28 protein-coding genes are annotated in these 24,132 nt (G+C 64.7%); 9 read left to right on the top strand and 19 right to left on the bottom strand.

The features are described from left to right. Positions 1-26: 26 nt before the first annotated feature. The 3 genes from RM192_RS04675 (at position 27) to RM192_RS04665 (ending at position 2,531) form a co-directional block, all read left to right on the top strand. A complete protein-coding gene (locus tag RM192_RS04675) occupies positions 27-779 on the top strand; it encodes a 16S rRNA (uracil(1498)-N(3))-methyltransferase (protein WP_311506409.1) in 753 nt (250 codons plus the stop codon). A gap of 79 nt (positions 780-858) precedes the next feature. Beyond that, complete coding sequence (locus RM192_RS04670; RefSeq protein ID WP_311506408.1) at positions 859-2,232, top strand: glutamate--cysteine ligase; 1,374 nt, start codon at positions 859-861, stop codon at positions 2,230-2,232. Continuing rightward, entirely contained in the window at positions 2,232-2,531 is a 300-nt protein-coding gene (locus RM192_RS04665; RefSeq protein WP_311506407.1) for a putative quinol monooxygenase, read from the top strand. Before RM192_RS04670 ends, RM192_RS04665 begins: the two co-directional genes overlap by 1 nt. A gap of 3 nt (positions 2,532-2,534) precedes the next feature. Here RM192_RS04665 and RM192_RS04660 read toward each other — a convergent pair whose 3' ends face one another. From RM192_RS04660 to RM192_RS04640, 5 genes are all read right to left on the bottom strand, one after another. Next, positions 2,535-3,869 carry a DUF1295 domain-containing protein gene (locus RM192_RS04660; RefSeq protein ID WP_311506406.1) on the bottom strand — a complete coding sequence of 445 codons (1,335 nt, stop codon included), beginning with the start codon at positions 3,867-3,869 and terminating at the stop codon, positions 2,535-2,537. Between the two features lie 147 nt (positions 3,870-4,016). Beyond that, entirely contained in the window at positions 4,017-5,363 is a 1,347-nt protein-coding gene (locus tag RM192_RS04655; RefSeq protein WP_311506405.1) for a PQQ-binding-like beta-propeller repeat protein, read from the bottom strand. A 20-nt stretch (positions 5,364-5,383) separates the two neighbouring features. Continuing rightward, positions 5,384-6,148, bottom strand: a complete 765-nt coding sequence (locus RM192_RS04650; protein ID WP_311506404.1) for a tetratricopeptide repeat protein — start codon at positions 6,146-6,148, stop codon at positions 5,384-5,386. 130 nt (positions 6,149-6,278) lie between these two features. After that, the gene (locus RM192_RS04645; RefSeq protein ID WP_311506403.1) at positions 6,279-7,433 is read right to left on the bottom strand and encodes a glycosyltransferase family 4 protein; all 1,155 of its coding nucleotides are present in this window, start codon (positions 7,431-7,433) and stop codon (positions 6,279-6,281) included. Continuing rightward, on the bottom strand, positions 7,430-8,287 hold the full coding sequence (locus RM192_RS04640) for an alpha/beta hydrolase (protein WP_311508568.1): 858 nt from the start codon (positions 8,285-8,287) through the stop codon (positions 7,430-7,432). Before RM192_RS04640 ends, RM192_RS04645 begins: the two co-directional genes overlap by 4 nt. Before the next feature lie 83 nt (positions 8,288-8,370). On the opposite strand from RM192_RS04640, the gene RM192_RS04635 reads away from it, so the two are divergent. After that, complete coding sequence (locus tag RM192_RS04635) at positions 8,371-9,780, top strand: protein adenylyltransferase SelO family protein (protein WP_311506402.1); 1,410 nt, start codon at positions 8,371-8,373, stop codon at positions 9,778-9,780. 127 nt (positions 9,781-9,907) lie between these two features. Further along, the gene (astD, locus tag RM192_RS04630; protein WP_311506401.1) at positions 9,908-11,323 is read left to right on the top strand and encodes a succinylglutamate-semialdehyde dehydrogenase; all 1,416 of its coding nucleotides are present in this window, start codon (positions 9,908-9,910) and stop codon (positions 11,321-11,323) included. 3 nt (positions 11,324-11,326) lie between these two features. Here astD and RM192_RS04625 read toward each other — a convergent pair whose 3' ends face one another. Then, positions 11,327-11,554: a hypothetical protein gene (locus RM192_RS04625; RefSeq protein WP_311506400.1), complete on the bottom strand. Its 228-nt coding sequence runs from the start codon at positions 11,552-11,554 to the stop codon at positions 11,327-11,329. A 108-nt stretch (positions 11,555-11,662) separates the two neighbouring features. After that, positions 11,663-12,160, bottom strand: coding sequence for a glycine zipper 2TM domain-containing protein (locus tag RM192_RS04620; protein ID WP_311506399.1), 498 nt, complete (start codon positions 12,158-12,160; stop codon positions 11,663-11,665). A 209-nt stretch (positions 12,161-12,369) separates the two neighbouring features. On the opposite strand from RM192_RS04620, the gene rarD reads away from it, so the two are divergent. After that, the gene (rarD, locus tag RM192_RS04615; RefSeq protein WP_311506398.1) at positions 12,370-13,272 is read left to right on the top strand and encodes an EamA family transporter RarD; all 903 of its coding nucleotides are present in this window, start codon (positions 12,370-12,372) and stop codon (positions 13,270-13,272) included. Here rarD and pyrC read toward each other — a convergent pair. Next, positions 13,243-14,286 (bottom strand): dihydroorotase, encoded by a 1,044-nt coding sequence (gene pyrC / locus RM192_RS04610; RefSeq protein WP_311506397.1) that lies wholly within the window; start codon positions 14,284-14,286, stop codon positions 13,243-13,245. The two genes, rarD and pyrC, sit on opposite strands and share 30 nt — an antisense overlap. Positions 14,287-14,324: 38 nt before the next feature. Between pyrC and RM192_RS04605 the strand changes: the two genes are divergently transcribed. Further along, positions 14,325-15,065, top strand: coding sequence for a folate-binding protein (locus tag RM192_RS04605; protein WP_311506396.1), 741 nt, complete (start codon positions 14,325-14,327; stop codon positions 15,063-15,065). Here the strand turns inward: RM192_RS04605 and RM192_RS04600 are convergent. Then, the gene (locus RM192_RS04600; RefSeq protein ID WP_311506395.1) at positions 15,049-15,636 is read right to left on the bottom strand and encodes a TetR family transcriptional regulator; all 588 of its coding nucleotides are present in this window, start codon (positions 15,634-15,636) and stop codon (positions 15,049-15,051) included. The genes RM192_RS04605 and RM192_RS04600 overlap by 17 nt on opposite strands. Positions 15,637-15,673: 37 nt before the next feature. Here RM192_RS04600 and RM192_RS04595 point away from each other — a divergent pair, with 37 nt between their 5' ends. Further along, the gene (locus tag RM192_RS04595) at positions 15,674-16,558 is read left to right on the top strand and encodes a metal-dependent hydrolase (RefSeq protein WP_311508567.1); all 885 of its coding nucleotides are present in this window, start codon (positions 15,674-15,676) and stop codon (positions 16,556-16,558) included. Positions 16,559-16,594: 36 nt separating this feature from the next. On the opposite strand, the gene RM192_RS04590 is transcribed toward RM192_RS04595, so the two are convergent. The 3 genes from RM192_RS04590 to rplU form a co-directional block, all read right to left on the bottom strand. After that, entirely contained in the window at positions 16,595-17,170 is a 576-nt protein-coding gene (locus RM192_RS04590) for a GNAT family N-acetyltransferase (protein ID WP_311506394.1), read from the bottom strand. Between the two features lie 231 nt (positions 17,171-17,401). Next, positions 17,402-17,671, bottom strand: a complete 270-nt coding sequence (gene rpmA / locus RM192_RS04585) for a 50S ribosomal protein L27 (RefSeq protein WP_311506393.1) — start codon at positions 17,669-17,671, stop codon at positions 17,402-17,404. Between the two features lie 24 nt (positions 17,672-17,695). Further along, positions 17,696-17,992: a 50S ribosomal protein L21 gene (gene rplU, locus RM192_RS04580; protein ID WP_311506392.1), complete on the bottom strand. Its 297-nt coding sequence runs from the start codon at positions 17,990-17,992 to the stop codon at positions 17,696-17,698. A gap of 297 nt (positions 17,993-18,289) precedes the next feature. On the opposite strand from rplU, the gene RM192_RS04575 reads away from it, so the two are divergent. Continuing rightward, positions 18,290-18,796 (top strand): hypothetical protein, encoded by a 507-nt coding sequence (locus RM192_RS04575; protein WP_311506391.1) that lies wholly within the window; start codon positions 18,290-18,292, stop codon positions 18,794-18,796. Position 18,797: 1 nt separating this feature from the next. On the opposite strand, the gene RM192_RS04570 is transcribed toward RM192_RS04575, so the two are convergent. From RM192_RS04570 to thrC, 7 genes are read right to left on the bottom strand one after another with little or no spacing between them, the layout of a single operon-like run. Then, positions 18,798-19,241, bottom strand: a complete 444-nt coding sequence (locus tag RM192_RS04570; protein ID WP_311508566.1) for a molybdenum cofactor biosynthesis protein MoaE — start codon at positions 19,239-19,241, stop codon at positions 18,798-18,800. Position 19,242: 1 nt separating this feature from the next. Next, positions 19,243-19,479 (bottom strand): MoaD/ThiS family protein, encoded by a 237-nt coding sequence (locus tag RM192_RS04565; RefSeq protein WP_311506390.1) that lies wholly within the window; start codon positions 19,477-19,479, stop codon positions 19,243-19,245. Between the two features lies 1 nt (position 19,480). After that, positions 19,481-20,500: a GTP 3',8-cyclase MoaA gene (gene moaA / locus RM192_RS04560; RefSeq protein WP_311506389.1), complete on the bottom strand. Its 1,020-nt coding sequence runs from the start codon at positions 20,498-20,500 to the stop codon at positions 19,481-19,483. Continuing rightward, positions 20,497-21,261: an SDR family oxidoreductase gene (locus RM192_RS04555; RefSeq protein WP_311506388.1), complete on the bottom strand. Its 765-nt coding sequence runs from the start codon at positions 21,259-21,261 to the stop codon at positions 20,497-20,499. The genes moaA and RM192_RS04555 overlap by 4 nt, the downstream gene beginning before the upstream one ends. Further along, on the bottom strand, positions 21,261-21,635 hold the full coding sequence (locus tag RM192_RS04550) for a dihydroneopterin aldolase (protein ID WP_311506387.1): 375 nt from the start codon (positions 21,633-21,635) through the stop codon (positions 21,261-21,263). The genes RM192_RS04555 and RM192_RS04550 overlap by 1 nt, the downstream gene beginning before the upstream one ends. 54 nt (positions 21,636-21,689) lie before the next feature. Then, positions 21,690-22,574, bottom strand: coding sequence for a class I SAM-dependent methyltransferase (locus RM192_RS04545; protein ID WP_311506386.1), 885 nt, complete (start codon positions 22,572-22,574; stop codon positions 21,690-21,692). After that, complete coding sequence (gene thrC, locus RM192_RS04540; RefSeq protein ID WP_311506385.1) at positions 22,567-23,973, bottom strand: threonine synthase; 1,407 nt, start codon at positions 23,971-23,973, stop codon at positions 22,567-22,569. The genes RM192_RS04545 and thrC overlap by 8 nt, the downstream gene beginning before the upstream one ends. Between the last annotated feature and the right edge of the window lie 159 nt (positions 23,974-24,132).

The raw sequence follows: 24,132 nt of genomic DNA, 5'->3' as shown, positions 1-24,132 counted from the left end.
CCGCGAAATCCGCTAGGCGCTTGTTGATGTCTGCTACACCTGCCTGGCCGCCCAAGTCGGCGCCACGTCTGTTTGTCGAGCCACGCCTGAGCGAGGGTCTGCGCTTGCCGATCGAAGGGCAACAGGCGCATTACCTGGGCAAGGTGATGCGCGTGGGCGCAGGCGATGCGGTGATCCTGTGCGACGATGCAACCGGCGAATGGGTGGCGCGCGTGGCCGAGGCAGGCAAGCGCGAGGTTGTTGTGGAAGTCGAACGCCAGTCCCGCCTGCGTGAGGATGTGCCCGATTTCTGGCTTTGCGCGGCGCTGCTGAAAAAGCCGAATTTTGATCTGGTGCTGGAAAAGGCGACCGAACTGGGCGTGGCCAAAGTGGTGCCGGTGGTGACGCGGCGCTGCGTGGCGGACAAGCTCAATCCCGAACGGGCGCGGACGATCATGGTGGAGGCAGCGGAACAGTGCGCGCGCACCGCCCTGCCCGCGCTGGGCGAAGTGAGCAAGCTGGAGGCGCTGCTGCGCGATTGGCCAGTGGAGCGAAAGCTGTTCTTTGCCGACGAGAACGGCGGGATGCAGGCGGCGGCTGCGTTTTCGCTGCATGGGCGCGAACCTGCCGCGCTGCTGGTCGGTCCGGAGGGCGGGTTCGACGAGGCCGAGCGCGCGGCCATTCGTGCGCACGCTTCCGCCGTCGCAATTGCGCTGGGGCCGCGCATTTTACGGGGCGAGACGGCCTCGATAGCAGGGGTAGCGCTGTGGATGGGTCTTCAGGGCGACTGGTTCGGCTGAGATTTCAACCGGAACGGCAAAAGTGAGTGGCACGAATTGGGCTGGTCTAAAGCCGTTCGGGCCATTAACGGATGCGCGCATGAGCACGCGGCAAGTTTCAGATCGCAACGATCCTATCATAGAGAGCCGCGACATGCTTGTCGCGCCGATGCAGAAGGGCGAGAAGCCCAAGGCAAGATGGCGGATCGGCACCGAACATGAAAAGTTCGTCTATCGCACGGCTGACCGCCGCGCGCCGTCCTATGACGAGCCCGGCGGGATTCGCGATCTGCTGATGGCGCTGACCGAATATGGCTGGGAACCGATCATGGAGGGCGGCAACGTCATCGCCATGAGCGGACCGGACGGCGCAGTGAGCCTTGAGCCTGCGGGGCAGCTCGAACTTTCTGGCGCGCCGCTGGAGAACCTCCACCAGACTTGCGCCGAAACCGGGCGGCATCTGGCGCAGGTCAAGACCATCGGCGACAAGCTGGGGCTGGCTTACCTTGGCATGGGGCTGTGGCCCGACAAGACCCGTGCCGAACTGCCGATCATGCCCAAGGGGCGCTATGACATCATGCTGCGGCACATGCCGCGCGTCGGCTCGATGGGCCTCGACATGATGCTGCGGACCTGCACGATCCAGACCAACCTCGATTATTCAAGCGAGGCGGACATGGTGAAGAAGTTCCGGGTTTCGCTGGCCCTGCAACCGCTGGCAACTGCACTGTTCGCCAATTCGCCGTTTCTGGAAGGCAAGCCGAACGGCATGCTTTCGTATCGCAGCCACATCTGGACCGATACCGATCCTGCGCGCACGGGAATGCTCTCGTTCGTGTTCGACGAGGGCTTCGGCTACGAGCGCTATGTCGACTACATGCTCGACGTGCCGATGTATTTCGTGTTCCGCGATGGCAAATATATCGACGCTTCGGGGCTGTCGTTCCGTGATTTCCTTGATGGCAAGCTGTCGGTGCTGCCGGGCGAGAAGCCAACCGAATCGGACTGGGTCGATCATCTTTCGACCGCATTTCCCGAAGTGCGGCTGAAGTCGTTCCTCGAAATGCGGGGCGCCGATGGCGGGCCGTGGAACCGGATCTGCGCACTGCCTGCGTTCTGGGTGGGGCTGCTCTACGATCAGGGCGCGCTGGATGCTGCGTGGGATCTGGTCAAGGACTGGGGCATGGAAGGCCGCGAGAAGCTGCGCGCCGAAGTGCCACGCCTCGGGCTGAACGCTTCGCTGCCGGGTGGCGGCACCTTGCGCGACATTGCAGCCCAAGTGCTGGACATTTCACGCGGCGGGCTATCGGCGCGCAATTGCCTGAACGAGGCGGGCGACAACGAGACCGGCTATCTCCAGCCGCTCGATGAAATCGTCTCGACCGGCAAGACGCCTTCGGAGCGCCTGCTCGACCTGTATAACGGGCCTTGGGGCGGCGATATTTCGCGGATCTACGAGGAAAAGAGCTTCTGATGATCATCGTGATGGGCAGCTTCCGGCTCCCTGCGGAGAACTTCGCTGCAGCGCAGCCGATGATGGACAAGGTCGTTGCGGCAACGCGGGCTGAGGACGGCTGCCTGCTCTATGCCTATTCGCGTGATCTGACCGATCCGACGCTGGTGCGCGTGTCCGAGAAGTGGCGCGACCGCGCGGCGCTGGATTTGCACTTCAAGGCCGATCACATGAAGACCTGGGGCGTGGAACGCGCAAGTCTCGGCTTGTCCGAGCGGGACATCATGGTGTTCGAGAGCGACGACGGGGTTGCCGTCTAAGGATCACTCGGCTGGCTGGACGACTGGCCGCTTTGGTGTCAACGCGCCGCCGATCTTGCGCAGGGTGCGGGTAATCGGACCATATTCGGCCATCCATGCGTGGTATTCGCGGTATTTGGCGTCTTCGGCGAGAAGGTGTTTTTCCTCGGTCCTGGCGCGCCAATAGTAGACGCCGCTGACCAGCGCGAGGATCACCGTGTTGCGGATCGCGTCGACCGCCGAGCCGCTGGTGGTGAGGAACGGCAGCGAGGCGAGCCACCAGTAGGTGTTCTTCGACAGATAGGCCGGGTGGCGGGTGAAAGCGTAAGGGCCGTTGGTCAGCACGCCGCGATAGGTCAGGTTCGAAAAGCGCAGACCGAAGGCGACGGTGGCCCAGGCATAGACGGCGGTGAGGAACACCAGCGCGCCAGCCCAGAGCCATAGCAGCGCATCATGGCCCTGAAGCCAGAACGCCCATTCCGCGCCGTTGTGCCGGTAATCGAGCACATCGCCATCGCCCATCAGGATGAACGGCGGGTAGCACATCAGCGCGGCGACCCAGCCCGCGAGGTGCGGGTTGGCGGTGCGGATCTGCGCGTCGAGCGGCTTCATGGTGACGAGGTAGCCGACCATCGCGATCTGCACGTCGACCATGAACATGGTTTCGATCAGCAGGGTGCCGAGCGCCACGGGATCATGGGTGACCGAGGCCCAATCGAAACGCACGACCGCGCCAAAGCCGCCGGGCACGATCGAGATCATGAAGGCGCAGAAGAAGCCCTTGACCAGCCATGACAGCCAGTGGCGCTTGACCTCGGCCGGGTCCCAAGGTTCGCGGCCGATCAGCATCGCGCCGAAGTGCCATGCCCCGTCGCGCGGGTTTACCAGCACGCGGTCAAGCCAGAGGACGTAAGGAATCGCGCCGAGGAACAGGAACGGGACGGCGCTTTCGAGCACTTCCATTGCGAAAACGTATTGGCCGCGCCAGTACCAGCGGGCGATGCAATAGGCGAAGCCGATCAGCGCCCATGTGGCCCACAGGCCGGCAATCTTGGTGACCGAAATGTCTAGCACGTCACGCAAGGGGCGCGGCGCGGTCCAGTCGATGCCGGTGGATGGGCGGCGGTGGACCTTATCAACAAGCAATGACCAACCGACCATGCCTGCGCCCGAAAACAGCAACGCGGACATCGCAGCGGCGGGCCCGTCCATCACCTCGTGGGGGCCGGACAGCGCAAAAGTGTCAGCAATCGCGGGCCAGAAGCGGCAGACCAGCACCCACAGAGCGAGGCCGATCACGCCAGCGATGCCGACGCCAGCCGAGACGTCGGACGGCGGGAGGGAAGGACGCGTGGTCATTGCGCCCTGCCTTAGCCTGCAAAGGGTTAGGAAACGGTTTTAGTTGGGAAAGCTCGAGCGCTGGAAACAGGCCCTCCTCCGGCCCCTCCCGCAAGCGGGAGGGGGGAAAGAGGGAATGCCCCTCCCGCATGCGGGAGGGATGTAGGGTCAGCGGAAGGCGGTGATCTTGCCGCCGTCGTCGAGGATGTAGAGCGTCTGGTTGGCGACGATCGGGGCGAGGCTGACCGAGGAGCCGACTTCGGTGAATTCGCTCACCACACCGTCAGCGACCGAGGCGCTCATCACTACCCCGCGCGAATTGGCCATCCACAGGCGGTTGCCTGCGAGGACCGGGCCGGTCCAGAGGATCTGGTTCTTCTTCTTCTTTTCGTTCTTGTAGCGGGCAAGCTGCGTCATCCAGCGGACCTTGCCGTTGGCCTTGGCGATGCACAGCAGCTTGGCTTCGTCGGTCAGCGTAAAGATCCAGTCGCCCGCGATGGCGGGGGTGGAAATGCCGGCGAGGTTGAGTTCCCAGATGCGCTGGCCGGTGACCAGTTCATAGGCGGCCATGCGCCCGCCCTGCCCCAAGGCATAGACGCGGCCGCGTTCGATGATCGGATCGGCATCGATGTCGGTCAACGTGGAAACGCTGGTGGCGATGGAGGTGCGTGCGAGAGCATCGGCCCAGAGCTGGCGACCGTTTTCGTAGCGGTAGGCGACGAGTTCGCCCGAGGAAAAGCCCGCGACGATAGTGCCCTGCCCGGCGGCGGGGGCGGCGACGCCGAACACGTTGGTCTGGCCGACAGAGGCGTTTTCGTTCCACAGCACCGCGCCGTCAGCGGCGTTGATCGCGAGGATCTGGTTGTCCTGGGTCATCACCATGACCTGCCCGAAGGCAATCGTCGGCGATCCGCGCAACGGACCGGCGGGCTTGACGCGCCACTTGATCGATCCGGAGGCGGCATCAAGCGCAGCAACTTCGCCGACGCCGTTGGTGACATAGACCACGCCATCATCGAAGGCAGCGCCGCCGCCGAACGTTGAGTTGGCGTTCTGCTTCTCGGCCTTGACCGCGGTATCCCAGACGCGCGACCCCGTTGCGGCATCAAATGCGTGAACGGTGCCTTCGGTATCCATGACGAACATCTTGCCGCCGCCGACGACAGGCGAGGCGGCGAGGCGCTGGCGGGCGGACGAACCCTTGATGCCGACGCTCCATGCCTTGCGCGGAGATTCACCCAGCGCGGCGTGGCCGTAGGACTTGGCTGCATTGCCGCCTGCTTGCGCGAAATCGGCGTTCACTTCGGGCGCGGGCAGGACGACCGTAGTCATCCCGATCGAGTCATCGACCTTGGTGCCTGCTTCGATCTTCGAGAGAATCGGGGTACGCTGGCCAATGGTCGGCGTGGTCTTGGCCTTGTCCTTGCCGCCGAAGATGCCGCAGCCACCCAACGCAAGCGCGAGGACGAGCACGCTGGACAGCGCTGCACGGCGGACAGTGGGGTTAGGCGTCATGCTTTGGCATCCTCGCGTGATCATTGTGCCGCCGGTGTGACCAGCGTGGTTTCGCCCGGTTCCTCGACCGCGTCGACACCGAGCATCCCGGCCATCTGGCGGGCGCGGCGGCGCAGCGAATCCGGGGCGGACTTTTCCTTGGCGATCTGGGCGAACAGCGCGCCTGCCAGATCGTTCTTGCCCTGCTTCATGTAGGCGGTCCCGACGATTTCACCAGCGCTGGCGAACCAGGCGTTGCCGGGGACGGCCAGCGGCTTGAGCCGTTCCACGACCTTGTCGGGTCCGATCTTGTCGAACGTCAGCGCGACTTCGCGGATCGAGGCGAGATCGCGATAGGCCTGCGGAGCGTCGGTGTCGGCTGCAATCGCTGCGAAGGCCTTGGCGGCTTCATCGGGCTTGCCCTGTTCGGCAAGGATGCCGGCATCGAGCATCTTTGCGGCGGCGCGGTAGCCATCGTGGCCGTCCTTCGCCAGCGGAGCGACTTCACCGCTTGCGCCCTTGAGATTGCGAGCTTCGAGCTGGTCGATCGCCTTGGTCAGGACTTCGCCCTGTTCGCCCGCCACGGTCTGGGTGTGATTTTCATACCAGAGCCACCCGGCGAGGCCGAGGAGACCGGCGACGATCAGCGCGCCGACCGGTTTTCCGTATTTCTGCAGCGCGGTAAAGACCTGATCTTCACGCAGGGCATCATCCACTTCGCGCAGGAAGCCTTCGCCGCCTTGCGGGGAGCCCCGCTCTGCAAGCTGGTCGGAACGGGTCTGCGGACGGTCGGGACGGAGAGCCAAGGCAGCGCTTTCGGGAATTTCGGTTGATGATTGCTAGCGAGTGTCTGGCGCGGTGTTTAGCGGATGGGACCGCCTTTTCAACGGAATTGATTCTCTAGGTTTGGCGCGTGAACGCTGGCTGAAGCGATGATCAAGGGAATGAGCTTCGCCCGAGCGCCGCGCCATATACCTGAGCGTAGCGGGCGAACATCACGCTGGCATCGAGTTCGGCGCGCGCGCGTTGGCGGTTTGCATCACCGATGCGGCGGCGGGCAACATCGTCCGCGCAGAGGGTGGACAGGGCTTCGGCAAAGGCGGCATCGTCGCCCGGCGGAGTAATGAAAGGGCGATTGGCCTCGGCAACCATGTCCGCGACGTCGCCAACGGCGGGGCTGACCACGGCAAGTCCGGCGGCCATGGCTTCGATCACCGAGAGCGGTGCCTGTTCGCTGTCGGACGAGAGCGCGAAGAGATCGAACAGCCCGACGGCGGACGCCGGATCGGCTACATGGCCGGGCAGCTGCACCCGGTGCCCGAGATCGAGCCGCATGGCTTCGGCGCGGATCGCTTCGCGTTCAGGCCCCTCACCGACGATCACGAGTTGCCATTCGGGTGGCAAAGCTTCCAAGGCGCGGACCATTCGCGGCAGGTTCTTGACCGCGCGCAGGCCTGCCAGCGTGCCAAGCCACTTCTCGCCCGGACGTTTGACCACGCGCGGGAGGGCATCTGGCCTTGGCTTGCGCAGGAATGCGGCGGTGTCGATGCCGTTGGGAATATGGATGACGCGGGCGCGCGGCTGGCGCCATGTCTTCAGCGCGATATCCTCGAGCAGGCGCGAAGGCACGACCAGAACGGATGCGCGCGACAGGGCGACCATGCGATACCAGTTGCGGCTACGCTTGAGGCCGCCGGTTTCATCGGCGTTGAAACCGTCCTCGTGATGGATCAGCGGAGCAAGGCCCATGGTCGGACCAAACACGGCGTGGGCCATGGCCGCGTCCATCGCGCCCCAGTTGTAGGTCAGGATCAGATCGAAACCCTGCATCGCGCGGGCGAGTTTCTGCAGGCGGCCAATACGCAGTTTTCCGGCCAGCGCGGGGAAGCCGAACGGGAAATAGGCGGACACGCGCTTGTCGATCAGGGCCTTGGCGCCCATCGATCCCGGCTGGGCGGAGACGATGTGATGCTCCACGCCTCGCCAGAAGTGGTTCATCAGCGAGGCGGCGCGGCGTTCCTTGCCGCCTGCATCGAACGTGGAATGAAGATGGAGCACCCGAAGCGGTGCGCCCTTGGCCCGCGCGGTCATGCCACCTGATCGAGCAGCCGTTCAATCGCGGCGATGGATTGCGGCTCGTCCAAGGTGGGCGCGTGGCCGATGCCCGCGATAGTGACGAGCTGGGTGCCGGGGCTCTGCGCCATGCGCGCGGCCACGGGCGCTTCGAGAATGTCGGAATTCTCGCCGCGCAGGATCAGCAGCGGACGCGAGGCCAATGCGGCGTAGAGCGGCCACATATCGACTTGCGGCGTTGCGCCTTGCGGCGTTTCGAAGGGTTCGGCAATCTTCATGTCATAATCAAAGGCGATGCGCCCGCCGGTGCCGAGCGCCATGATCCGCTTGGCATAGCGCAACCAGTCGGTGATTTCCCAATCGGGATAGATATCGCCATTGCTTTCCTGCAGCGCGCGGGCGGCGTGCATCCACGTTTCGAAATTGCGGCCTTGCCCGACATATCCGCGAATCCGTTCGATCCCGGCAGCGGAGACTTCCGGGCCGACATCGTTGAGCACGGCGGCAGCAATGCGCTGGGGATTGCTGGCGGCGAGCAGCATGGTGAGCAGCCCGCCGAGCGAGGTGCCGATGGATACGAAACTGGTGATGCCTTCCTGCGCGAGCAGGGCCTCGACGTCCTGCAGGTATTGCAGTGGCTGGTAGGTCATCGGGTCCCTGGCATAGTCGCTATCGCCGCGCCCGCGCATTTCGGGGCAGAGCACGCGCCACTTGCCCGCGAGCCGCGCGGCGAGATCCTCAAAATCGCGGGCATTGCGGGTGAGGCCGGGCAGGCACAGCACCGGGGGACGCGTGGCTTCGCCGGCATAGTCCCGGAAATGCAGTTGCAGCCCGTCGCTGCTGGTCCAGCTACGATCTTCAAAAATGCCCATGATCGTGGTGAAACCGCCCTTCGCCTGACTTAAATCGGTGACGTCCGCTTGCACGTGGGCGGCGCTGTGCCCACTATTGCCGGATGCAGCCGCTCCCGCAAGCCGCGATCTATCGCGCATCGCCCCGGATCATGGCCATAGCGGACTGGATCGGTGATCCGGTGAGCGCGGCGGACTTCCCCGAAACGCGGCTTCGCTGGCGCAACGACCGGGCGGCGGCGGACGTCGGCCTGGATGGGCTGACGAACGAAGACTGGATTCGGCATTTCGGGCGGTTCGAGCCGCTGCCGGAGAACATGCCGGGGCCGCTGGCGCTGCGCTATCACGGGCACCAGTTCGGCGTTTACAACCCCGACCTTGGCGACGGGCGCGGGTTCACCTTTGCCCAGATGCTGGATGCGGACGAACGGCTGATGGACCTTGGCACCAAGGGATCGGGCCAGACGCCATGGAGCCGAAGGGGCGACGGGCGGCTGACGCTGAAAGGCGCGGTGCGCGAGATTCTGGCGACCGAAATGCTCGGCGCCCTGGGAGTCAACACCAGCCGCACGTTCAGCGTGATCGAGACTGGAGAGCAGCTCTATCGCGGGGACGAACCCTCGCCCACGCGGTCTGCGGTGATGGTCCGGCTGAGCCACGGACATATCCGCATCGGCACGTTCCAGCGGCTGGGCGCGCTGGAGCTTGAAGACGAAATGGCGCAGCTTGTCGCCTATTGCCTGGCGAACTTTCCGGGCGGGGAATTTGCCGATGCGCCGCACCCGGCAGTCCGGTTCTTCAACCAGGTGATCGAGCGCATGGCCGACATGGCGGCAAGCTACATGGTGGCGGGCTTCGTCCATGGTGTGCTCAATTCCGACAACATGAATGTGACCGGTGAGAGCTTCGACTACGGTCCGTGGCGATGGCTGCCCAAGTGGGACGCCAGTTTCACCGCCGCCTATTTCGATCATCAGGGGCTTTATGCCTATGGTCGCCAGCCCGAGGCGATTCACTGGAATTGTGGGCAACTGGCGGTTGCGCTGCGATCGTTGGTGGAGGCCCCGCCGCTGATCGAGGCGCTAAATCGTTACCCCGAACTCTACCAGAAGGCGATGACGCGGCGGTGGTGCTGGCGACTGGGCATCGAACCGCGCGGACTGGAGGAAGACACCGCGATGATCGGCGCGTGCGAGAAGGCGATGGTGGCGAGCGGCGCGGGCCTGGATGCGTTCTTCTTCGCGCATCGCGGCGGGCGCGGGAGCTTTGCTGCGAGCGCGGAAGGTGCAGCATTACAGGCTGTGCTTGCACCTTATGTCGCCACGGACAGCAGTCATCCGTACTGGTCGGAAGACGCGCCGCAATCCATGCTGATCGACGAGGTCGAGGCGATCTGGGAGCCGATTGCAACGCGCGATGACTGGACGGCGCTTGAGGCCAAGGTCGCTGCCGTGCGGCGGATGGGCGAGGCGCTGGGTGAGCGGCCCGAACCACAAGGGCATAGCAGAGCCTGAATTTGACGCACAGGCTATGGTCTGCGAGATGAATATTGTTTAATCGGTAACCGGTGTGCGGGTAGAAATCCGCATCTGGGTTCCGCAGCCAGCGTTCGCAAGAGCACGAGAAAAGACAGGTTGATCCGTGGCAGTTGCCGAAATCGTATCGTATGAACCCGCCACCGGCGCCGAGATCTGGCGCGGCAAGGTTGGTGACGTTGACGACGTGGTGGCGCGCGCGCGCCGCGCATGGCCAGCCTGGGCAGCGCAGCCGCTTGCCACGCGCATCGAACTTTTGCGCCGCTTTGCCAACGAAGTGCGCAAGGACGCAGACAAGCTGGCGACGATGATCTCACGCGAGACCGGCAAGCCGCTGTGGGAAGCGCGCACCGAAGTCGAAAGCGTGATCAACAAGGTCGAGATTTCGGTCCGCGCCTATGCTGACCGCACATCGCAGCGCAAACTCGATTCCGCGCTTCAGGGCACGGCAGCGCTGCGCCACAAGCCGCATGGCGTGCTGGCCGTGCTGGGGCCGTACAACTTCCCTGCACACCTGCCCAATGGCCACATCGTGCCCGCGCTGATCGCGGGCAACGTGGTGGTGTTCAAGCCATCGGAAAAGACGCCCGCGACTGGCGAAATGCTGGCGCAGTGCTTCAACCGCGCCGGGATTTCCGCAGCGGTTGTGCAAGTGCTGATCGGCGGGCCGGAACAGGGCCAGGCGCTGGTTGCGCATGACGGGATCGACGGCGTGCTGTTCACCGGCTCTGCCCATGCAGGCATCGCGATCAACCGCAAGCTGGCATCGAATCCCGGCAAGATGGTTGCGCTCGAAATGGGCGGTAACAATCCCATCGTGATGTGGGATACGCCGAAGATGGAGGACGCGGTCTCGCTGATCGTGCAATCGGCCTTCACCAGCGCCGGGCAGCGCTGCACCGCCGCGCGACGGTTGATCGTGAAGGCATCGATCTACGACGAAGTTGTCGATGGGGTGAAGCGTCTGGCCGACCGGATCATTGTCGGCGCGCCATTCGATGATCCGCCGCCGTTCATGGGGCCGGTGATCGACAATCGCACCGCCGACGGCCTGACCGAAAGTTTCGTCTACCTGCTGTCCTCGGGCGGGCGTCCGATCAAGCACATGGTGCGCCTGCGCGACGATCTGCCGTTCCTCAGCCCTGCGATCATCGACGTGACCGGCGTGGAAGAGCGGCCTGACGTGGAACTGTTCGGCCCGCTGCTGCAAGTGGTGAAGGTCGACGATTTCGACGAGGCTATTGCCGAGGCGAACAACACCCGCTTCGGGCTTTCGGCCTCGCTGATTGGCGGCACGCCGCAGGACTACAATCGGTTCTGGGCGAATATCCGTGCAGGCGTGGTCAACTGGAACCGGCCGACCAACGGGGCGAGTTCCGCCGCGCCGTTTGGCGGCATCGGGCTTTCGGGCAATCACCGGCCAAGCGCCTATTACGCGGCGGACTATTGCGCTTATCCGGTCGCCTCGACCGAGATGGACCAGCCACGCGCGAGCATTGGCGTGGGGCTGCGCAGCGACTGACGTTCAGCTTGCTGGATCAGGTAGCGGCAGCGCGGGGTCTATCGGGCCGCCCGGCACGATCGCATGATTGCGCATGTTGTGCTGGCTGAGGTCGGGATCGACCATCAACTGACCTTCAAGCGCTTCGGCCATGACTGGATCGAGTGGCGCGCCGTCCTGTTCGAGCGGCGCAGGTCCGCAACCCGCGAGGGCCAGGGTCAGGAGCGGCAAGAGCGGAGTGAGCCGGGGCATCAGGCGCTTCTAGGCGGCGTTTGGTTAATAAAAAGAGGAGCGCCCCACCTGAGTGGAGCGCTCCCCTGCCGACCTTTCAGTGCGACCCGAAGGACGGTCGGTTAAGCGTTAGCGGCAGCGTGAACCGCCATTATCGATCTCGCGGCCGAGCAGGGCACCACCGGCTGCGCCGAGGATGGCGCCGAGCGTGCGGTCACCGTAATTGCCAGCCACTTCGCGGCCCAGCAGGGCACCGGCTGCACCGCCGATCAGCAGACCGGTCGTGCCGTTCGAGCGTCGGCAATAGGCGCGACCGTCGTTGCCGCGCCAGACGCGGGTGTTACGGTAGACCGGATCGCCATAGTAACCGCGATCGTTGCTGCGGTAGTAGCCGCGGTCGTTGCCGCGATAGTCGCCCCGGTCATTTCCACGGCCATAGTCGCGATCACCGCGCCAGTCGCGGCGGTTGCGGCTGTGCTCCCAACGGTCGCCTTCCCAACCCTCGTTCCACTGCGTGGCAACGACTGCGGCCTGGCCATGCGTGGCAACAGCGGCGGTTGCAGGGACGGCGGTGGCGACGGTGGAGACAGCCACCAAGGCGAGAGCTGCGTTCTTAAGGTTGATCATGGGGCTTCTCCTCATGTTTCGGTGGCCGCAGCGAAGAATTTCGGGGTGGCCGTGTTTTTGCGTTGGTTCATGTTTACGCCGCCCAACCTGAACAGACGGCAACCGATGCGTCGGAATTGCCATTTGCGACGAAGCGACGATTTGCGGCGATGAAATGCCCAAAAGGCAATGGGTTGGCGGGACGGCGTGAACCTGCCAAAGGCTTGGTGATGAGCCATTCTTCTGCATTCAGGCGCGGGCTTGTCGCTGCTCTGATCGCTTACATCCTGTGGGGCGTGCTGCCGCTGTACTTCCGCGCCCTGCACGGCGTGCCGCCACTGGAACTGGTCGGCTGGCGCGTGGTGTTCACCTTGCCGGTCTGTCTTGTGATCGTGGCGATCCGCAAGCAGGGTCCGGAGCTGCGCAAGGCCTTCGCCAGCCCCCGCCTGCTGGCACAGCTTGCGTTGAGCGCCGCGCTTATCGGCGGCAATTGGCTGATCTTCATCATCGCCATCAAGAACGGTCATGTTCTGGCCACGAGCCTTGGCTACTACATCAATCCGCTGATCAATGTCCTGCTTGGCACCATGCTGCTGGGGGAGCGGCTGAGCCGGGTGCAATGGAGTGCGGTGGCGCTGGCCGGTGCCGGAATCGCGCTGCTGCTGGCAGGGGCGTTCGATACGCTGGCGGTTGCCCTTTCGCTGGCGGTTACGTTCGCGTTCTACGGCTTCGTGCGCAAGCAGGCACCGGTAGGATCGGTACCGGGCCTTACGATCGAAACCGCGGTGCTGTTTGTGCCCGCGCTGGTGGTCGTCTGGCTGGCGGCAGGCACGCCGCAGGGATCGAGCATGACGGGTGGGGGTTACACTCCGCCACTGCTAGCGGCATCTGGGGTGGCTACCGCCATCCCGCTGATGCTGTTTGCGGTGGCCGCGCGCGCCATGCCGCTGTCGACGCTGGGTTTCCTGCAGTTCATCGCGCCGACGATCAGCTTCGTGCTGGGGCTGACCGTGTTCGGCGAAAAGCTGGATGCAACCCGGCTGGGCTGCTTCGCGCTGATCTGGGCGGCTATCGCGCTGTATAGCTGGGATATGTGGCGCGGATCACGCAGCGTCAGCCAGACGCCAGCCTAGTGTCTCGCCTGCATGGAACGGCACAATGGTGGTGCCGTTCGCATCCACTGTATCGGGCACCGTGATCGGGGCCTTTTCCAGCATGATCGTCGCTTCGTTGACCGGGAGGCCATAGAACGCCGGGCCGTTGAGCGAGGCGAAGGCTTCGAAATGATCGAGCGCGCCTTCATCGTCGAACACAGTCACGTAGCTTTCGAGCGCGAAGGGCGCGTTGAAAATGCCTGCGCAGCCGCAGGCCGCTTCCTTCAGGTGTTTGGCGTGGGGTGCGGTATCGGTGCCGAGGAACACGCGGGTGCAGCCTGACGTTGCCAGCTTGCGCAAGGCCAGACGGTGCTTCTCGCGCTTGGCCACGGGCAGGCAAAAGGCATGCGGGCGGATGCCGCCGACCAGCATGGCATTGCGGTTGATGTGGAGATGCTGCGGGGTGATCGTGGCGGCAATGGTCTCCCCTGCCCCGGCAACGAACTGCGCGGCTTCTTCGGTGGTGATGTGTTCGAACACGATCTTGAGCGCGGGCATGTCCGCCACAAGGCGCAGCAGCGTGCGTTCGATGAACACGGCCTCGCGGTCAAAGATGTCGACGTGCGAATCGGTGACTTCACCGTGGATCAGCAGCGGCATGCCGATCGCCTGCATCCTTTCCAGCACCGGATAGATGTTGCGGATGTCGGTCACGCCATGTGCGGAGCCGGTGGTGGCGTGCGCGGGGTAGAGCTTGGCCGCGACGAATGCGCCTTCGGCATAACCGCGCGCGACCTCGGCCGGATCGGTGCTGTCGGTCAGATAAAGCGTCATCAGCGGGGTGAAATCGGTGCCTGCAGGCAGCGCGGCGACGATGCGGTCACGATACGCGGTAACGCCCGCGACGTCGGTCATCGGCGGGTTGAGATTGGGCATGACGATCGCGCGGGCGAACTGACGCGCGGTATAGGGCGCGACGCCCTTCAGCACCTCACCATCGCGCAAGTGCACGTGCCAGTCATCGGGGCGGCGGATCGTCAGAGTTTGCGTCATGGGTTCCCCTTAGCCTCGGCGCTTCCTATGTTCCAGCCATGACCCGACTTTTCGAGCGTGCGCTCATCCGCCTTTCCCCCGAAGACCCGGCCGAGGACGTGCCATCGTTCCTGCAGGGGTTGGTGACCAACGACGTGAAGGGCGTGCTCCCGGCATGGGCGGCGCTGCTCTCGCCGCAGGGCAAGGTGCTGTTCGATTTTATCGTATGGCCTGCCAATGATGAACGGGGCGGCGACGGGTTGCTGCTCGATTGCGAGGCGAGTGCCGCCGATGCGCTGGCAAAGCGGCTGACGCTCTACCGGCTGCGGCGCAAGATCGGGATCGCGCGGGCAGATGATCTGGCGGTGCATTGGGAGAACCATCCGGGTGACGGCGGCGCGCGAGATCCGCGCCTGTCAGCTTTGGGACAGCGCTGGATTGCGCCGGCAGGTGTTTCGGACTTGAGCGCGGACACGGCGTGGCTGGCGCACCGGCTGTCGCTTGGGGTGACCGAGGGGCAGGCTGAACTGGGCGACCTGCTCTGGCTGGAATGCAACGCGGTGGACCTGAACGGGGTGAGTTTCACCAAGGGCTGCTATGTGGGGCAGGAAAACACCGCGCGGATGAACTGGCGTCAGAAGGTCAATCGGCGGTTGCTGGTGGTGCCGCTGGAACGCTCGGACGAGGCGCGCCGGCGTGTAGCCTATCCCGAGTTGAGCCTCGCCGTGGACCATCGCAGGGTCGAGGATATTCCGGCTGATCTGGTCCCGTCGTGGATGGAACTCAGCTCTCCGGAATGACGGGGGCGGCCTGAAGGCCTTCGACCAGCATCTTTTCGGCGCGGTCGCGTGCCGCTTCGCGCGGCAAGTCGAGCGCAATAGCCAAGGGGCCGCCCATCAGCGCGTCGCCCAATGCCATAAGAATGAGCGCAAGCGTATTGCTGCGCTGCGTGTCCGAGCCATATTCATCGAGATCGATGACCAGATCGTGGATCGTATCGACGATCGGGTCGAGCGCGTCCTCGTTGCCGGACAGCAGCATCCATGACGTAAGCGCGCCTGCGCCCTCTTTGCCGAACGCGTCAAACGTGAGGTCTACGACATCGCGCGGGCTACCGATGCCGGACCGGCTGGCAATCACGGCATCGCGGATCGTCGCGCAGATCGTTTCAGCAAGGTGCTTGGCCAAGGCTTTCTGCAGGCCAGAGGCCGATCCGAAGTGATGCAAAAGGTTGGCGTGCGTGCGCCCGATGCGCCCGGCAACAGCCTTGAGCGTCACCGCCTGCGGTCCGGTTTCCACCAAAAGCCCGCGCGCCGCCTCGAGCGCCACCATACGGCTTTCTTCGGGCGAGAGACGCTTCCTTATTGACATTGGTGTAAGCACGCCTAAATTATGGCCCATGAACGCCATGACCCCCACCCTTGCACTAGAGCGCGGCGCCGGTTCCGGCAAGCCGGTGCCCACTCCGCACGATCTGACGATCACGATCCGCGATCGCCGCTTCGGACGCAATGCGCCTCCGGGGCGCTGGTGGCTGAACGGGGACCCGGTGGCGACGGCGTGGCACAACGCGCTTTCGGCCACGTTCCCGCGCGGCGAGGCGTTCTTCATCGAATCGGTGAAGGCCCACCGCGATGGCGCTCCGCCCAAGCTCGAAGCCGAGATCCGCGCGTTCGTGAAGCAGGAAATCAACCACACGCGCGAACATGTGGCGTTCAACCGCATGGCCGAGGCGGCGGGCTACGACATCGCCAAGATCGACAAGCGCGTCGAAGAAATGCTGGCGCTGACCAAGGATCGCCCGGTGATCGTCAATCTGGCGGCGACCATGGCGCTTGAGCATTATACCGCGATGATGGCGCACGAATTCCTTGCCAACCCGGCGCACTTCGCCGGGGCTGAAGAGGAAGCTGCAAACATGTGGCGCTGGCACGCCGCCGAGGAGATCGAGCACAAGGGCGTCGCCTATGACACCTGGCTGCACGCGACCAGGGGCTGGAGCCGATGGAAGCGCTGGAAGGTCAAATCGCTGATGATGGTGATCGTTACCAAGAACTTCTTCACGCACCGCGTCGAGGATACGCTCGATCTGCTGGCGCAGGACGGGCTGACCGGTGCGAAGTGGAAATGGAAACTGGCGACTTATCTGTTGTGGAAGCCGGGCGTGGTGCGCCGCGTGTTTCCGGCGTGGCTCAGTTATTTCATGCCGGGCTTCCACCCGTGGAACCACGATGACCGGGCGTTGATTGCGCGGATGGACAGCGAATTTCCCGATGCGGTGATGGCGCGCTGATCGACAAAGGGCTCCCGGCCGGGAGCCCTTTTTGCATCATGCCGCGCGCAAGCTGCGCATTGCGCCAAGACCGCCATCTTCAGGACCGTCGCACCCCGCCGGAGCGCACAAGTCTATCGCGTGCAGCACTGTCGGCGCGGCCTCGCGGCGCGCAGCGCTGCGGCCGAGGCGGATCTCGCCAGTCGGGCGAAAACCGGCCTTGGCAAGGACGCGGGCAGAGGCCGTGTTGTCGGCAAAATGGCGCGCCACGATCCGGCGATGGCCGAGCGTTGGCGCAAGCCGCAGCAGCGCCTTGACCGCCTCGGTGGCATAACCCTTGTTCCAGTGCTGGCGCGCGATCCAGTAGCCGATCACGCTTTCGCCGTCCTCTTGCGCAAGACCTGCGCAACCGATCAGGCGCGATCCGCGCGCGCCGGGGAGCGTTACGAAGAAATGGGGATGGCGCATGCCCTGCGCACTGGCCGCAAAGCTGCGCGCGTCATCGGGCCCATAAGGCCAGGGCGCACGCGTCAGATTGCAGACGATGGCCTCATCGTCGATCAAGGCATGAAGCTCGGCCCAGTCCTCCGGCCAGCCGGGCCGCAGGAACAGCCGTTCGCTGCGAATGAACATGTCAGTCTCCTTCTCGGCCCCCTGCCATGCGCCACTAGAGCGCGCAGGTGACAGCCGTGTTGCGCATTGCGCCCGGGCGAACTCTTATCGCGGCGGAGCGGTCGTGCGCGGCCAATGCCTGAGGGAGACGTGAAAAGAGGGAGACGGGCGGGGCCCTCTCCCTCTATCGGCTGGCCTATCGAAAGCCAGCGGGGCCACCCCATCGGGACGGCCCGTTGAACGACCATCCGGTTATTCGGCTGCTTGTGCCATCACGTCGACCGACACGTACTTGCGGCCGAGCTTGCCACCGTGGAAACGCACGCGGCCTTCGCCGAGAGCGAACAGGGTGTGATCCTTGCCCATGCCGACGTTTGCGCCGGGATATACGCGGGTGCCGCGCTGACGGATGATGATGTTGCCGCCGATCACTTCCTGACCGCCGAACTTCTTAACGCCAAGGCGGCGGCCTGCTGAGTCGCGACCGTTGCGCGAAGAGCCGCCTGCTTTCTTATGTGCCATTTCGAATTACTCCGGACTGTTCGCTCAGGCGACCGACAGGATGCGCAGCAGCGTAAGCTGCTGGCGATGACCGTTCTTGCGGCGATAGTTGTGACGGCGACGCTTCTTGAAAACGATCACCTTCTCAGACTTCGCCTGCGCGATGATCTCGGCCGAAACCGTGATCGATGCGGCGTCAGCGAGCGAATCGCCTTCACCAGCAAGAAGAATGTCACCCAGCGTGATCTTGTCGCCGGCTTCACCCGCCAGCTTCTCGACCGCGATCTTGTCTCCAGCGGCAACCCGGTACTGCTTGCCGCCCGTGCGCACGATTGCGAACATGGTTTCTACTATCCGTTCCAAAAGCCTGCGGTTGCCCGAGGCGATTCACTTGAGGCGCCCTACGCCTGCGAATCGCTGACAACGGGCAACGTACCGTTTCCCCACGCAAACGAGGGGTCCCGGAAAGAGTGGCGCGGATAATCGAACCCCCGCCGCCTGTCAATGCCGCCTGTGACGGCAACCCCGCTGAAAATGCCCATGCCGCCGTGATCGAAGGCAACAGGCGCTGGCGGGAGCGATCAGCCATGCTATGGCGCGATCATGGCACATTGCAATCCCCGCCTCGTATCTGTCCTTGTGGCAAGTTCAATTCTGTTTGTCGGTGGTTGCGCACCGCGCAGCGATTTCCCGTCGCTGGCGCGGCGCCCGGCCGAGGACGTCTATGCCGCAGCGCGCGGGCCCCAGCCGGTGCCCCAGCCCGCATCGGCGCCGCAGCCTGGCGTGAGCGAGGGCTTGCCCGAACGCCTTGCCGCGCTGCGCGCCATCGCCCGCGAGGCCCATGCCAGCTTCGTCGCACGCCAACCCGCCGCAACGCGCGCAGTGAGCGCTGCTGCCGGGGCCGCCAAGGGAACGGAAGCCTGGTCGGTGGCCTCGGTCGCCGTCGCGGGGCTTGAATCGGCGCGGTCGCGCGTGGGAGTGCCACTGGCGGACCTCGACCGGCTGGAGGTAGATGCAAGCAATCGCGCGGCCGATGGCGCGGAGGCGGACTTCAAGGCCGTGCGCGAAACGCGGGCCGAAGTGGAAGCGCTGGCCGATCAGGAGACGCAGGCGATCGATTCGCTTCTGGCACGGCTGGCCGGATAAGTCAGCGCCAGCGCGCCAGATCCTCGTGGTCCTCGTGGCGCGGTTCGATCCAGCGCCAGCCCGACGCGCTCTTCTCGCGCTTCCAGAACCAGCTTTCGCTTTTGAGGTGGTCCATCGCGAAATCGGCGGCGGCGAAGGCATCGCGGCGGTGACGCGCAGCGGCGGCGACCAGCACGATCGGATCTCCGGGATGCATCACGCCGCTACGGTGAACGATCAGCAGGCCTTCGAGCGGCCAGCGCTGCTCGGTCACGCGGGCAAGTTCGGTCATGCCGGGCAGGGTCATCGGGCCGTAGTGCTTGAGTTCAAGCGCTTCGACGCCGCCGCCTTCGCGGACCTGGCCAAGAAACGTCACGATACCGCCTGCGGACGGATGGGCAGCATTGAAGGCGGCGATCTCTGCCACCGGGTTGAGCGCTGATTCGGCCAGCCGGACGTCCGCCATGTCAGCCGCCGCTGACCGGGGGGAGGAACGCCAGTTCATCGCCCTCGCCCAGCGCAATCCCGCCCATGTCGGTGATCAGACTGCCGTTTAGCGCCATGCGCACTTTTTCACCGAGCAGCTGGACGGCGAGCGCGGGATCGAGCTGTGCGAGAATCTGTTCGACCGGACCGGGCGCGACGGCGAGTTCGCCTGTGCCCGCCACGTCTTCGAGGCGTCCCAAGAATACCAGTCGGGGCATGTCAGCCGCCGGTGGTGGACATATGGCGCGAAACGGCAGGCGCGCCGCCGGGACGGTCGATCACGAAGGAGTGGCGCTCCTGCTTTTCGCCCATGGCGCGGGCAAATGCCGTGGCGAGCTGCTCATCCGGGTTGTCCGAGCGCAGCGCGGCGCGCAGATCGACCCGGCCTTCCCCGCCGAGGCACATGTAAAGCTGGCCGGTGGCGGTGACGCGGATGCGGTTGCAGCCTTCGCAGAAGTTGCCCGTCAGCGGGGTGATGAAGCCGAGACGCCCGCCGGTTTGCGCAATGTCGACATAGCGCGCCGGTCCGCCCGAACGGGCATCGCTGGGCGTGAGCGTCCAGCGCCGCTCGAGATCGCGGCGCACGGCATCGAGCGGGAGGTAGTGATCGAAACGGTCGCCTTCGACTTCGCCCAGCGGCATGACCTCAATCAGGGTGACATCGTGGCCAAGGCCATGCGCCCATGTGATCAGCTCGGGCAGCGTCGCCTCGTTGATGTCCTTGAGCGCGACGGCGTTGATCTTGATCTTGAGTCCCGCTGCCTTCGCCGCAGCGATTCCTTCGAGGACCTGCGGGAGCATGTCGCGGCGCGAAAGCTTGGCGAAGGCATCGCGGTCGAGCGTGTCGAGCGAGACGTTGATGCGCTTGACGCCGGCAGCGGCAAGATCATCGGCGAACTCGGACAGGCGGGTGCCGTTGGTGGTGAGCGTCAGTTCGTCCAGCCCGTCGCCGAGTTTGCGGCCCAATGCCTGGACCAGCTGGATCATGTCGCGCCGGACGAGCGGTTCGCCGCCAGTCAGCCGGATCTTGCGCACGCCGCGTTCGATGAAAGACAGCGCGAGGCGGTGCATTTCTTCTAGGGTGAGGACTTCGGCGCGGGGCAGAAATTCCATGCGCTCGGGCATGCAGTAGGCGCAACGCAAGTCGCAACGATCGGTCACCGACAAGCGCAAATAGGTGATTCGCCGCGCAAAACGGTCAATCAGGGGCGCGTTGGCGTTAAGGGAAGCGCTGCTCACTTCTCCATGTATACGAAGTCACGGGGGTAAGATTCAAGGTTTGCGCCCGCATCGACGAAAATAGTCTGTCCGGTGACAGAGCGCGCCGAGGCGAGGAAGTGGACTGCGTCGGCGATTTCGTCCGCTCCGGGCAGGCGCCGCAGCGGCATGATCTCTTCCAGACGCTGCCATTGCGCGGCATCGTAGTCCGATGTCGGCAGGATCAGGCCGGGAGCCACACCGTTGATCCGCACGCGCGGGGCCATTGCGCGGGCGAGCGTGCGCACCGAGGCATGGAGCGCCTGCTTGGACAAGGTGTAGCTGATCTGGTCTGGCACCGGGTTCATCACCCGCTGGTCGAGAATGTTGACGACCGAGCCTGTCCGCTCGCCAAGGGCCTCGGCAAAGGCGCGGGTCAGCAGCAGCGGCGCGAACAGGTTGACGCGGAAGTGCTGCTCCAGTTCCTCGGCGGTGATCGTGTCGGCGCGATCATCGTGGAACAGCGAGGCGGAATTGACCAGCAGCTCGGGCGCGCGGCCTGCGGCCTGAGAAACTTCGTCCAGCAGGCGCGGGGCGAAGGCGGGATCATCGAGATCGCCAGACACGGGATAGACGACCGCGCCGAGCCATTCGAGTTGTGCCTTGAATTCGGCATCGAACGTCTTGGCGTGATGGGCGTGCAGCGCGAGGTCCCAGCCCTCTGCCGCCAGCTTGCGCGCAATCGCACCGCCGATCCGCCGCCAGCCTCCGGTCACCAGCGCCAGCGGTGGCGTGACTGGCATCAGGCGCGACGCTCGCGCGTGAGCGTGATGCCGATTTCCTCGCCGTTTTCGCTGATCGCCAGCTTCACGATCTTCACTTCCACCCACATCACCCGGTCATCCTGCACGAACAACGTTTCGCAGACGTGGTCTGCCACGGCTTCGATCAGCTTGAAATGGACCCCTTCGGGCAAGCCTTCGCTCGCCGCGAATTTGAGGTCCATGTAATTCTTGCTGGCGCTGAGCGGGCAATCAGGGGTGTAGCGATCCTTGACCTTGAAGCCGACGCGCATCGAAATGCGCAAGGGCTGCGGACGGCCGGTCTCTTCCGAATAGATCCCGGTGAGGACATCGGTTTCAAGATTGGCGACTTCAAGGATCAGGGTGTCTGACATGGCAATCGCCTTGGCATCGCGGCGCGGACGAGTCCATCGCGCAGCACCGGAGTTTCAGTTTTTCCAGCGCGCAAAGATCGCGGTGGGGAGCAGGCGTCCGCCCTCGCCTTCTTCGCGGATCGAAAGGTCGCCGTGCTCGATCGTGCCCGGCAGGCCCTTGAGCGCTTCGGCCAGAAGTCCCGCGATGGCGAGCGATGACATGCGCACGGCATAGACCGTAAGGAACAGGAAGCGGCTGTCGGCATCGAGCAACCGCGCGCAATCAGCGATGAGGTTCGGCAGGTTTTCCTCAAGCCGCCAGACTTCGCCATCGGGGCCGCGCCCGAACTTGGGCGGATCGAGGATGATGCCGTCGTAGCGCTTTGACCGGCGCACTTCACGCGCCGCAAACTTGGCGGCATCGTCGACGATCCAGCGCACCGGGCGGTCGGCCATGCCCGAAAGCTCGGCGTTGACGCGGGCCTGCGCGACCGACTTCTTCGAGGCATCGACGTGGGTAACCGGGCCGTGATCGCTGAGCGACAGCGTGCCGACGCCGGTATAGCCGAAGAGGTTGAGAGTCTGCGCGTCGGTCTTGCCTGCGAGGCGCTCGCCCATCCAGTCCCACACCGGGGCCATATCGGGGAAGAAGCCGAGGTGGCGGAACGGGGTGCACGAGGCCGTGAAGCGCACGTCGCCGCGCCCGAGTTCCCACCCATCACGCGGCACTGGGCCGTTATATTGCCAGCGCCCGCCGCCGTCCTCGTCAGAACCGGGAACGAATTCGGCATCGGCAGGCCATTGCGGCAAGCGGGAGCTCCACATCGCCTGCGGCTCGGGGCGGATGAAGCGGTGCTTGCCGTAGCGCTCCAGCTTTCGGCCATCGCCGGAATCGAGGAGGGCGAAATCTGCCCAGCCCTCTCCGACCATCAGCTTTGGCTGGATGTCGAGATCAGCCATGCTTTGGAGTCGCGCGCTCAGCGACGTAGGCCGCGACGGCTTCATACGTGCCGGGAAGGTGGTCGCAGCGCTCTTCGCGTTCGAACAGATCGCCCACGCGGGCGGGCAGGCCGGGGCGCAAGCCCGTGGCACGCTCTACCGCATCGACGAACTTGGCGGGGTGCGCAGTGGCGAGCGTGACGATTGGCACGCCTGACGCAATGCCCTTGGCGACGCGCGCGGCATGGAGGCCGATGGCAGTGTGCGGATCGAGCACTTCGCCGCATGCCTCGTAGGCCCAGCGCATGGCGTTGGCCATGTCGCCCGCGTCGGCGCGCTCGGAGCTGAACAGGCTGGCAGCCGATTCGCGCTGGGCGTTGGTCAGTGGCATCGCCTTGGTCGCTTCGAAATGCTTCATCTGCGCGGACAGCGCTGCGCCATCGCGGCCGCAGCCATCGAACAACAGGCGTTCGAAGTTCGACGAGACCTGAATGTCCATCGAGGGCGCGGCGGTGGGCGTGACGGTGCTGGCCGAATAATCGCCAGTCGAGAGCGCGCGGTGGAGGATGTCGTTGACGTTGGTGGCCACGATCAGGCGCTCGATGGGCAGGCCCATCTTCGCCGCTACGTAGCCCGCGAAAACGTCGCCGAAGTTGCCGGTCGGCACCGAGAACGCGACCTTGCGTTGCGGTGCGCCCAACTGCAGCGCGGCGTAGAAGTAGTAGACCACTTGCGCCATCAGGCGCGCCCAGTTGATCGAGTTGACCGCAGCGATGCCGAAGCGCCCGGTCATCGCGGCATCGTTGAACATGCGCTTCACCATCGCTTGGGCGTCGTCGAAGCTGCCGTCGATGGCGATGTTGTGGACGTTGGGCGCGATCACCGTGGTCATCTGGCGGCGCTGCACGTCGGAGACGCGGCCATGCGGGTGGAGCATGAAGATGTCTACCTTGGCGCGGCCTGCGACCGCGTCAATCGCGGCAGATCCGGTATCGCCCGAAGTGGCGCCGACGATGGTCAGGTGATCGTCGCCTTGTGCCAGAAATTCCTCGAACAGCAGGCCGAGCAATTGCAGCGCGACGTCCTTGAACGCCAGAGTGGGGCCGTGGAACAGTTCGAGCACCCACTGGGTTTCGTCGAGTTGCTTGAGCGGCACCACGGCGGCGTGTGCGAAACGGCCATAGGCCTGTTCGCACAGTTGCAGCAGGCGCTCGGGCGTCAGGCAAGTGCCGACGAACGGCTGCATGATCTTTTGCGCGAGTTGCGCATAAGGCAGCCCGGCCATTTCGGCGATTTCATCGGTGGTGAACTGCGGCCACGTTTCGGGCACGTAAAGGCCGCCATCGGAGGCAAGGCCCGCGAGCGTGACGCCGCGGAAATCGAGCGAAGGGGCCTGCCCCCGGGTGCTGACGTACTTCATGGGATTGGCCGGTTAGCGGGCACGGCGGCAAAGGGCAAGGATTCTGGCGGTTGCGGTGAAGCGCCATGATCCGTTCGTGTCGAGCGAAGCCGAGACACGGCGCGCACGTGTCTCGACTTCGCTCGACACGAACGGGGGTTGGATGCGCCCCCTCACCCT

It is taken from the genome of Novosphingobium sp. MMS21-SN21R (assembly GCF_031846015.1).
Lineage (GTDB): Bacteria > Pseudomonadota > Alphaproteobacteria > Sphingomonadales > Sphingomonadaceae > Novosphingobium.
Note: the sequence above shows the minus strand (reverse complement) of the source record. Positions and strands in the feature narration are given on the sequence as shown.

Coding starts and splice junctions, on each gene's coding strand:
- RM192_RS04675 (WP_311506409.1), top strand. CDS start 27: ATGTCTGCTACACCTGCCTGGCCGCCCAAGTCGGCGCCACGTCTGTTT.
- RM192_RS04670 (WP_311506408.1), top strand. CDS start 859: ATGAGCACGCGGCAAGTTTCAGATCGCAACGATCCTATCATAGAGAGC.
- RM192_RS04665 (WP_311506407.1), top strand. CDS start 2,232: ATGATCATCGTGATGGGCAGCTTCCGGCTCCCTGCGGAGAACTTCGCT.
- RM192_RS04660 (WP_311506406.1), bottom strand. CDS start 3,869: ATGACCACGCGTCCTTCCCTCCCGCCGTCCGACGTCTCGGCTGGCGTC.
- RM192_RS04655 (WP_311506405.1), bottom strand. CDS start 5,363: ATGACGCCTAACCCCACTGTCCGCCGTGCAGCGCTGTCCAGCGTGCTC.
- RM192_RS04645 (WP_311506403.1), bottom strand. CDS start 7,433: ATGACCGCGCGGGCCAAGGGCGCACCGCTTCGGGTGCTCCATCTTCAT.
- RM192_RS04640 (WP_311508568.1), bottom strand. CDS start 8,287: ATGGGCATTTTTGAAGATCGTAGCTGGACCAGCAGCGACGGGCTGCAA.
- RM192_RS04635 (WP_311506402.1), top strand. CDS start 8,371: ATGCAGCCGCTCCCGCAAGCCGCGATCTATCGCGCATCGCCCCGGATC.
- RM192_RS04625 (WP_311506400.1), bottom strand. CDS start 11,554: ATGCCCCGGCTCACTCCGCTCTTGCCGCTCCTGACCCTGGCCCTCGCG.
- RM192_RS04620 (WP_311506399.1), bottom strand. CDS start 12,160: ATGATCAACCTTAAGAACGCAGCTCTCGCCTTGGTGGCTGTCTCCACC.
- rarD (WP_311506398.1), top strand. CDS start 12,370: ATGAGCCATTCTTCTGCATTCAGGCGCGGGCTTGTCGCTGCTCTGATC.
- pyrC (WP_311506397.1), bottom strand. CDS start 14,286: ATGACGCAAACTCTGACGATCCGCCGCCCCGATGACTGGCACGTGCAC.
- RM192_RS04605 (WP_311506396.1), top strand. CDS start 14,325: ATGACCCGACTTTTCGAGCGTGCGCTCATCCGCCTTTCCCCCGAAGAC.
- RM192_RS04600 (WP_311506395.1), bottom strand. CDS start 15,636: ATGTCAATAAGGAAGCGTCTCTCGCCCGAAGAAAGCCGTATGGTGGCG.
- RM192_RS04595 (WP_311508567.1), top strand. CDS start 15,674: ATGACCCCCACCCTTGCACTAGAGCGCGGCGCCGGTTCCGGCAAGCCG.
- RM192_RS04590 (WP_311506394.1), bottom strand. CDS start 17,170: ATGTTCATTCGCAGCGAACGGCTGTTCCTGCGGCCCGGCTGGCCGGAG.
- rpmA (WP_311506393.1), bottom strand. CDS start 17,671: ATGGCACATAAGAAAGCAGGCGGCTCTTCGCGCAACGGTCGCGACTCA.
- rplU (WP_311506392.1), bottom strand. CDS start 17,992: ATGTTCGCAATCGTGCGCACGGGCGGCAAGCAGTACCGGGTTGCCGCT.
- RM192_RS04570 (WP_311508566.1), bottom strand. CDS start 19,241: ATGGCGGACGTCCGGCTGGCCGAATCAGCGCTCAACCCGGTGGCAGAG.
- RM192_RS04565 (WP_311506390.1), bottom strand. CDS start 19,479: ATGCCCCGACTGGTATTCTTGGGACGCCTCGAAGACGTGGCGGGCACA.
- RM192_RS04555 (WP_311506388.1), bottom strand. CDS start 21,261: ATGCCAGTCACGCCACCGCTGGCGCTGGTGACCGGAGGCTGGCGGCGG.
- RM192_RS04550 (WP_311506387.1), bottom strand. CDS start 21,635: ATGTCAGACACCCTGATCCTTGAAGTCGCCAATCTTGAAACCGATGTC.
- RM192_RS04545 (WP_311506386.1), bottom strand. CDS start 22,574: ATGGCTGATCTCGACATCCAGCCAAAGCTGATGGTCGGAGAGGGCTGG.
- thrC (WP_311506385.1), bottom strand. CDS start 23,973: ATGAAGTACGTCAGCACCCGGGGGCAGGCCCCTTCGCTCGATTTCCGC.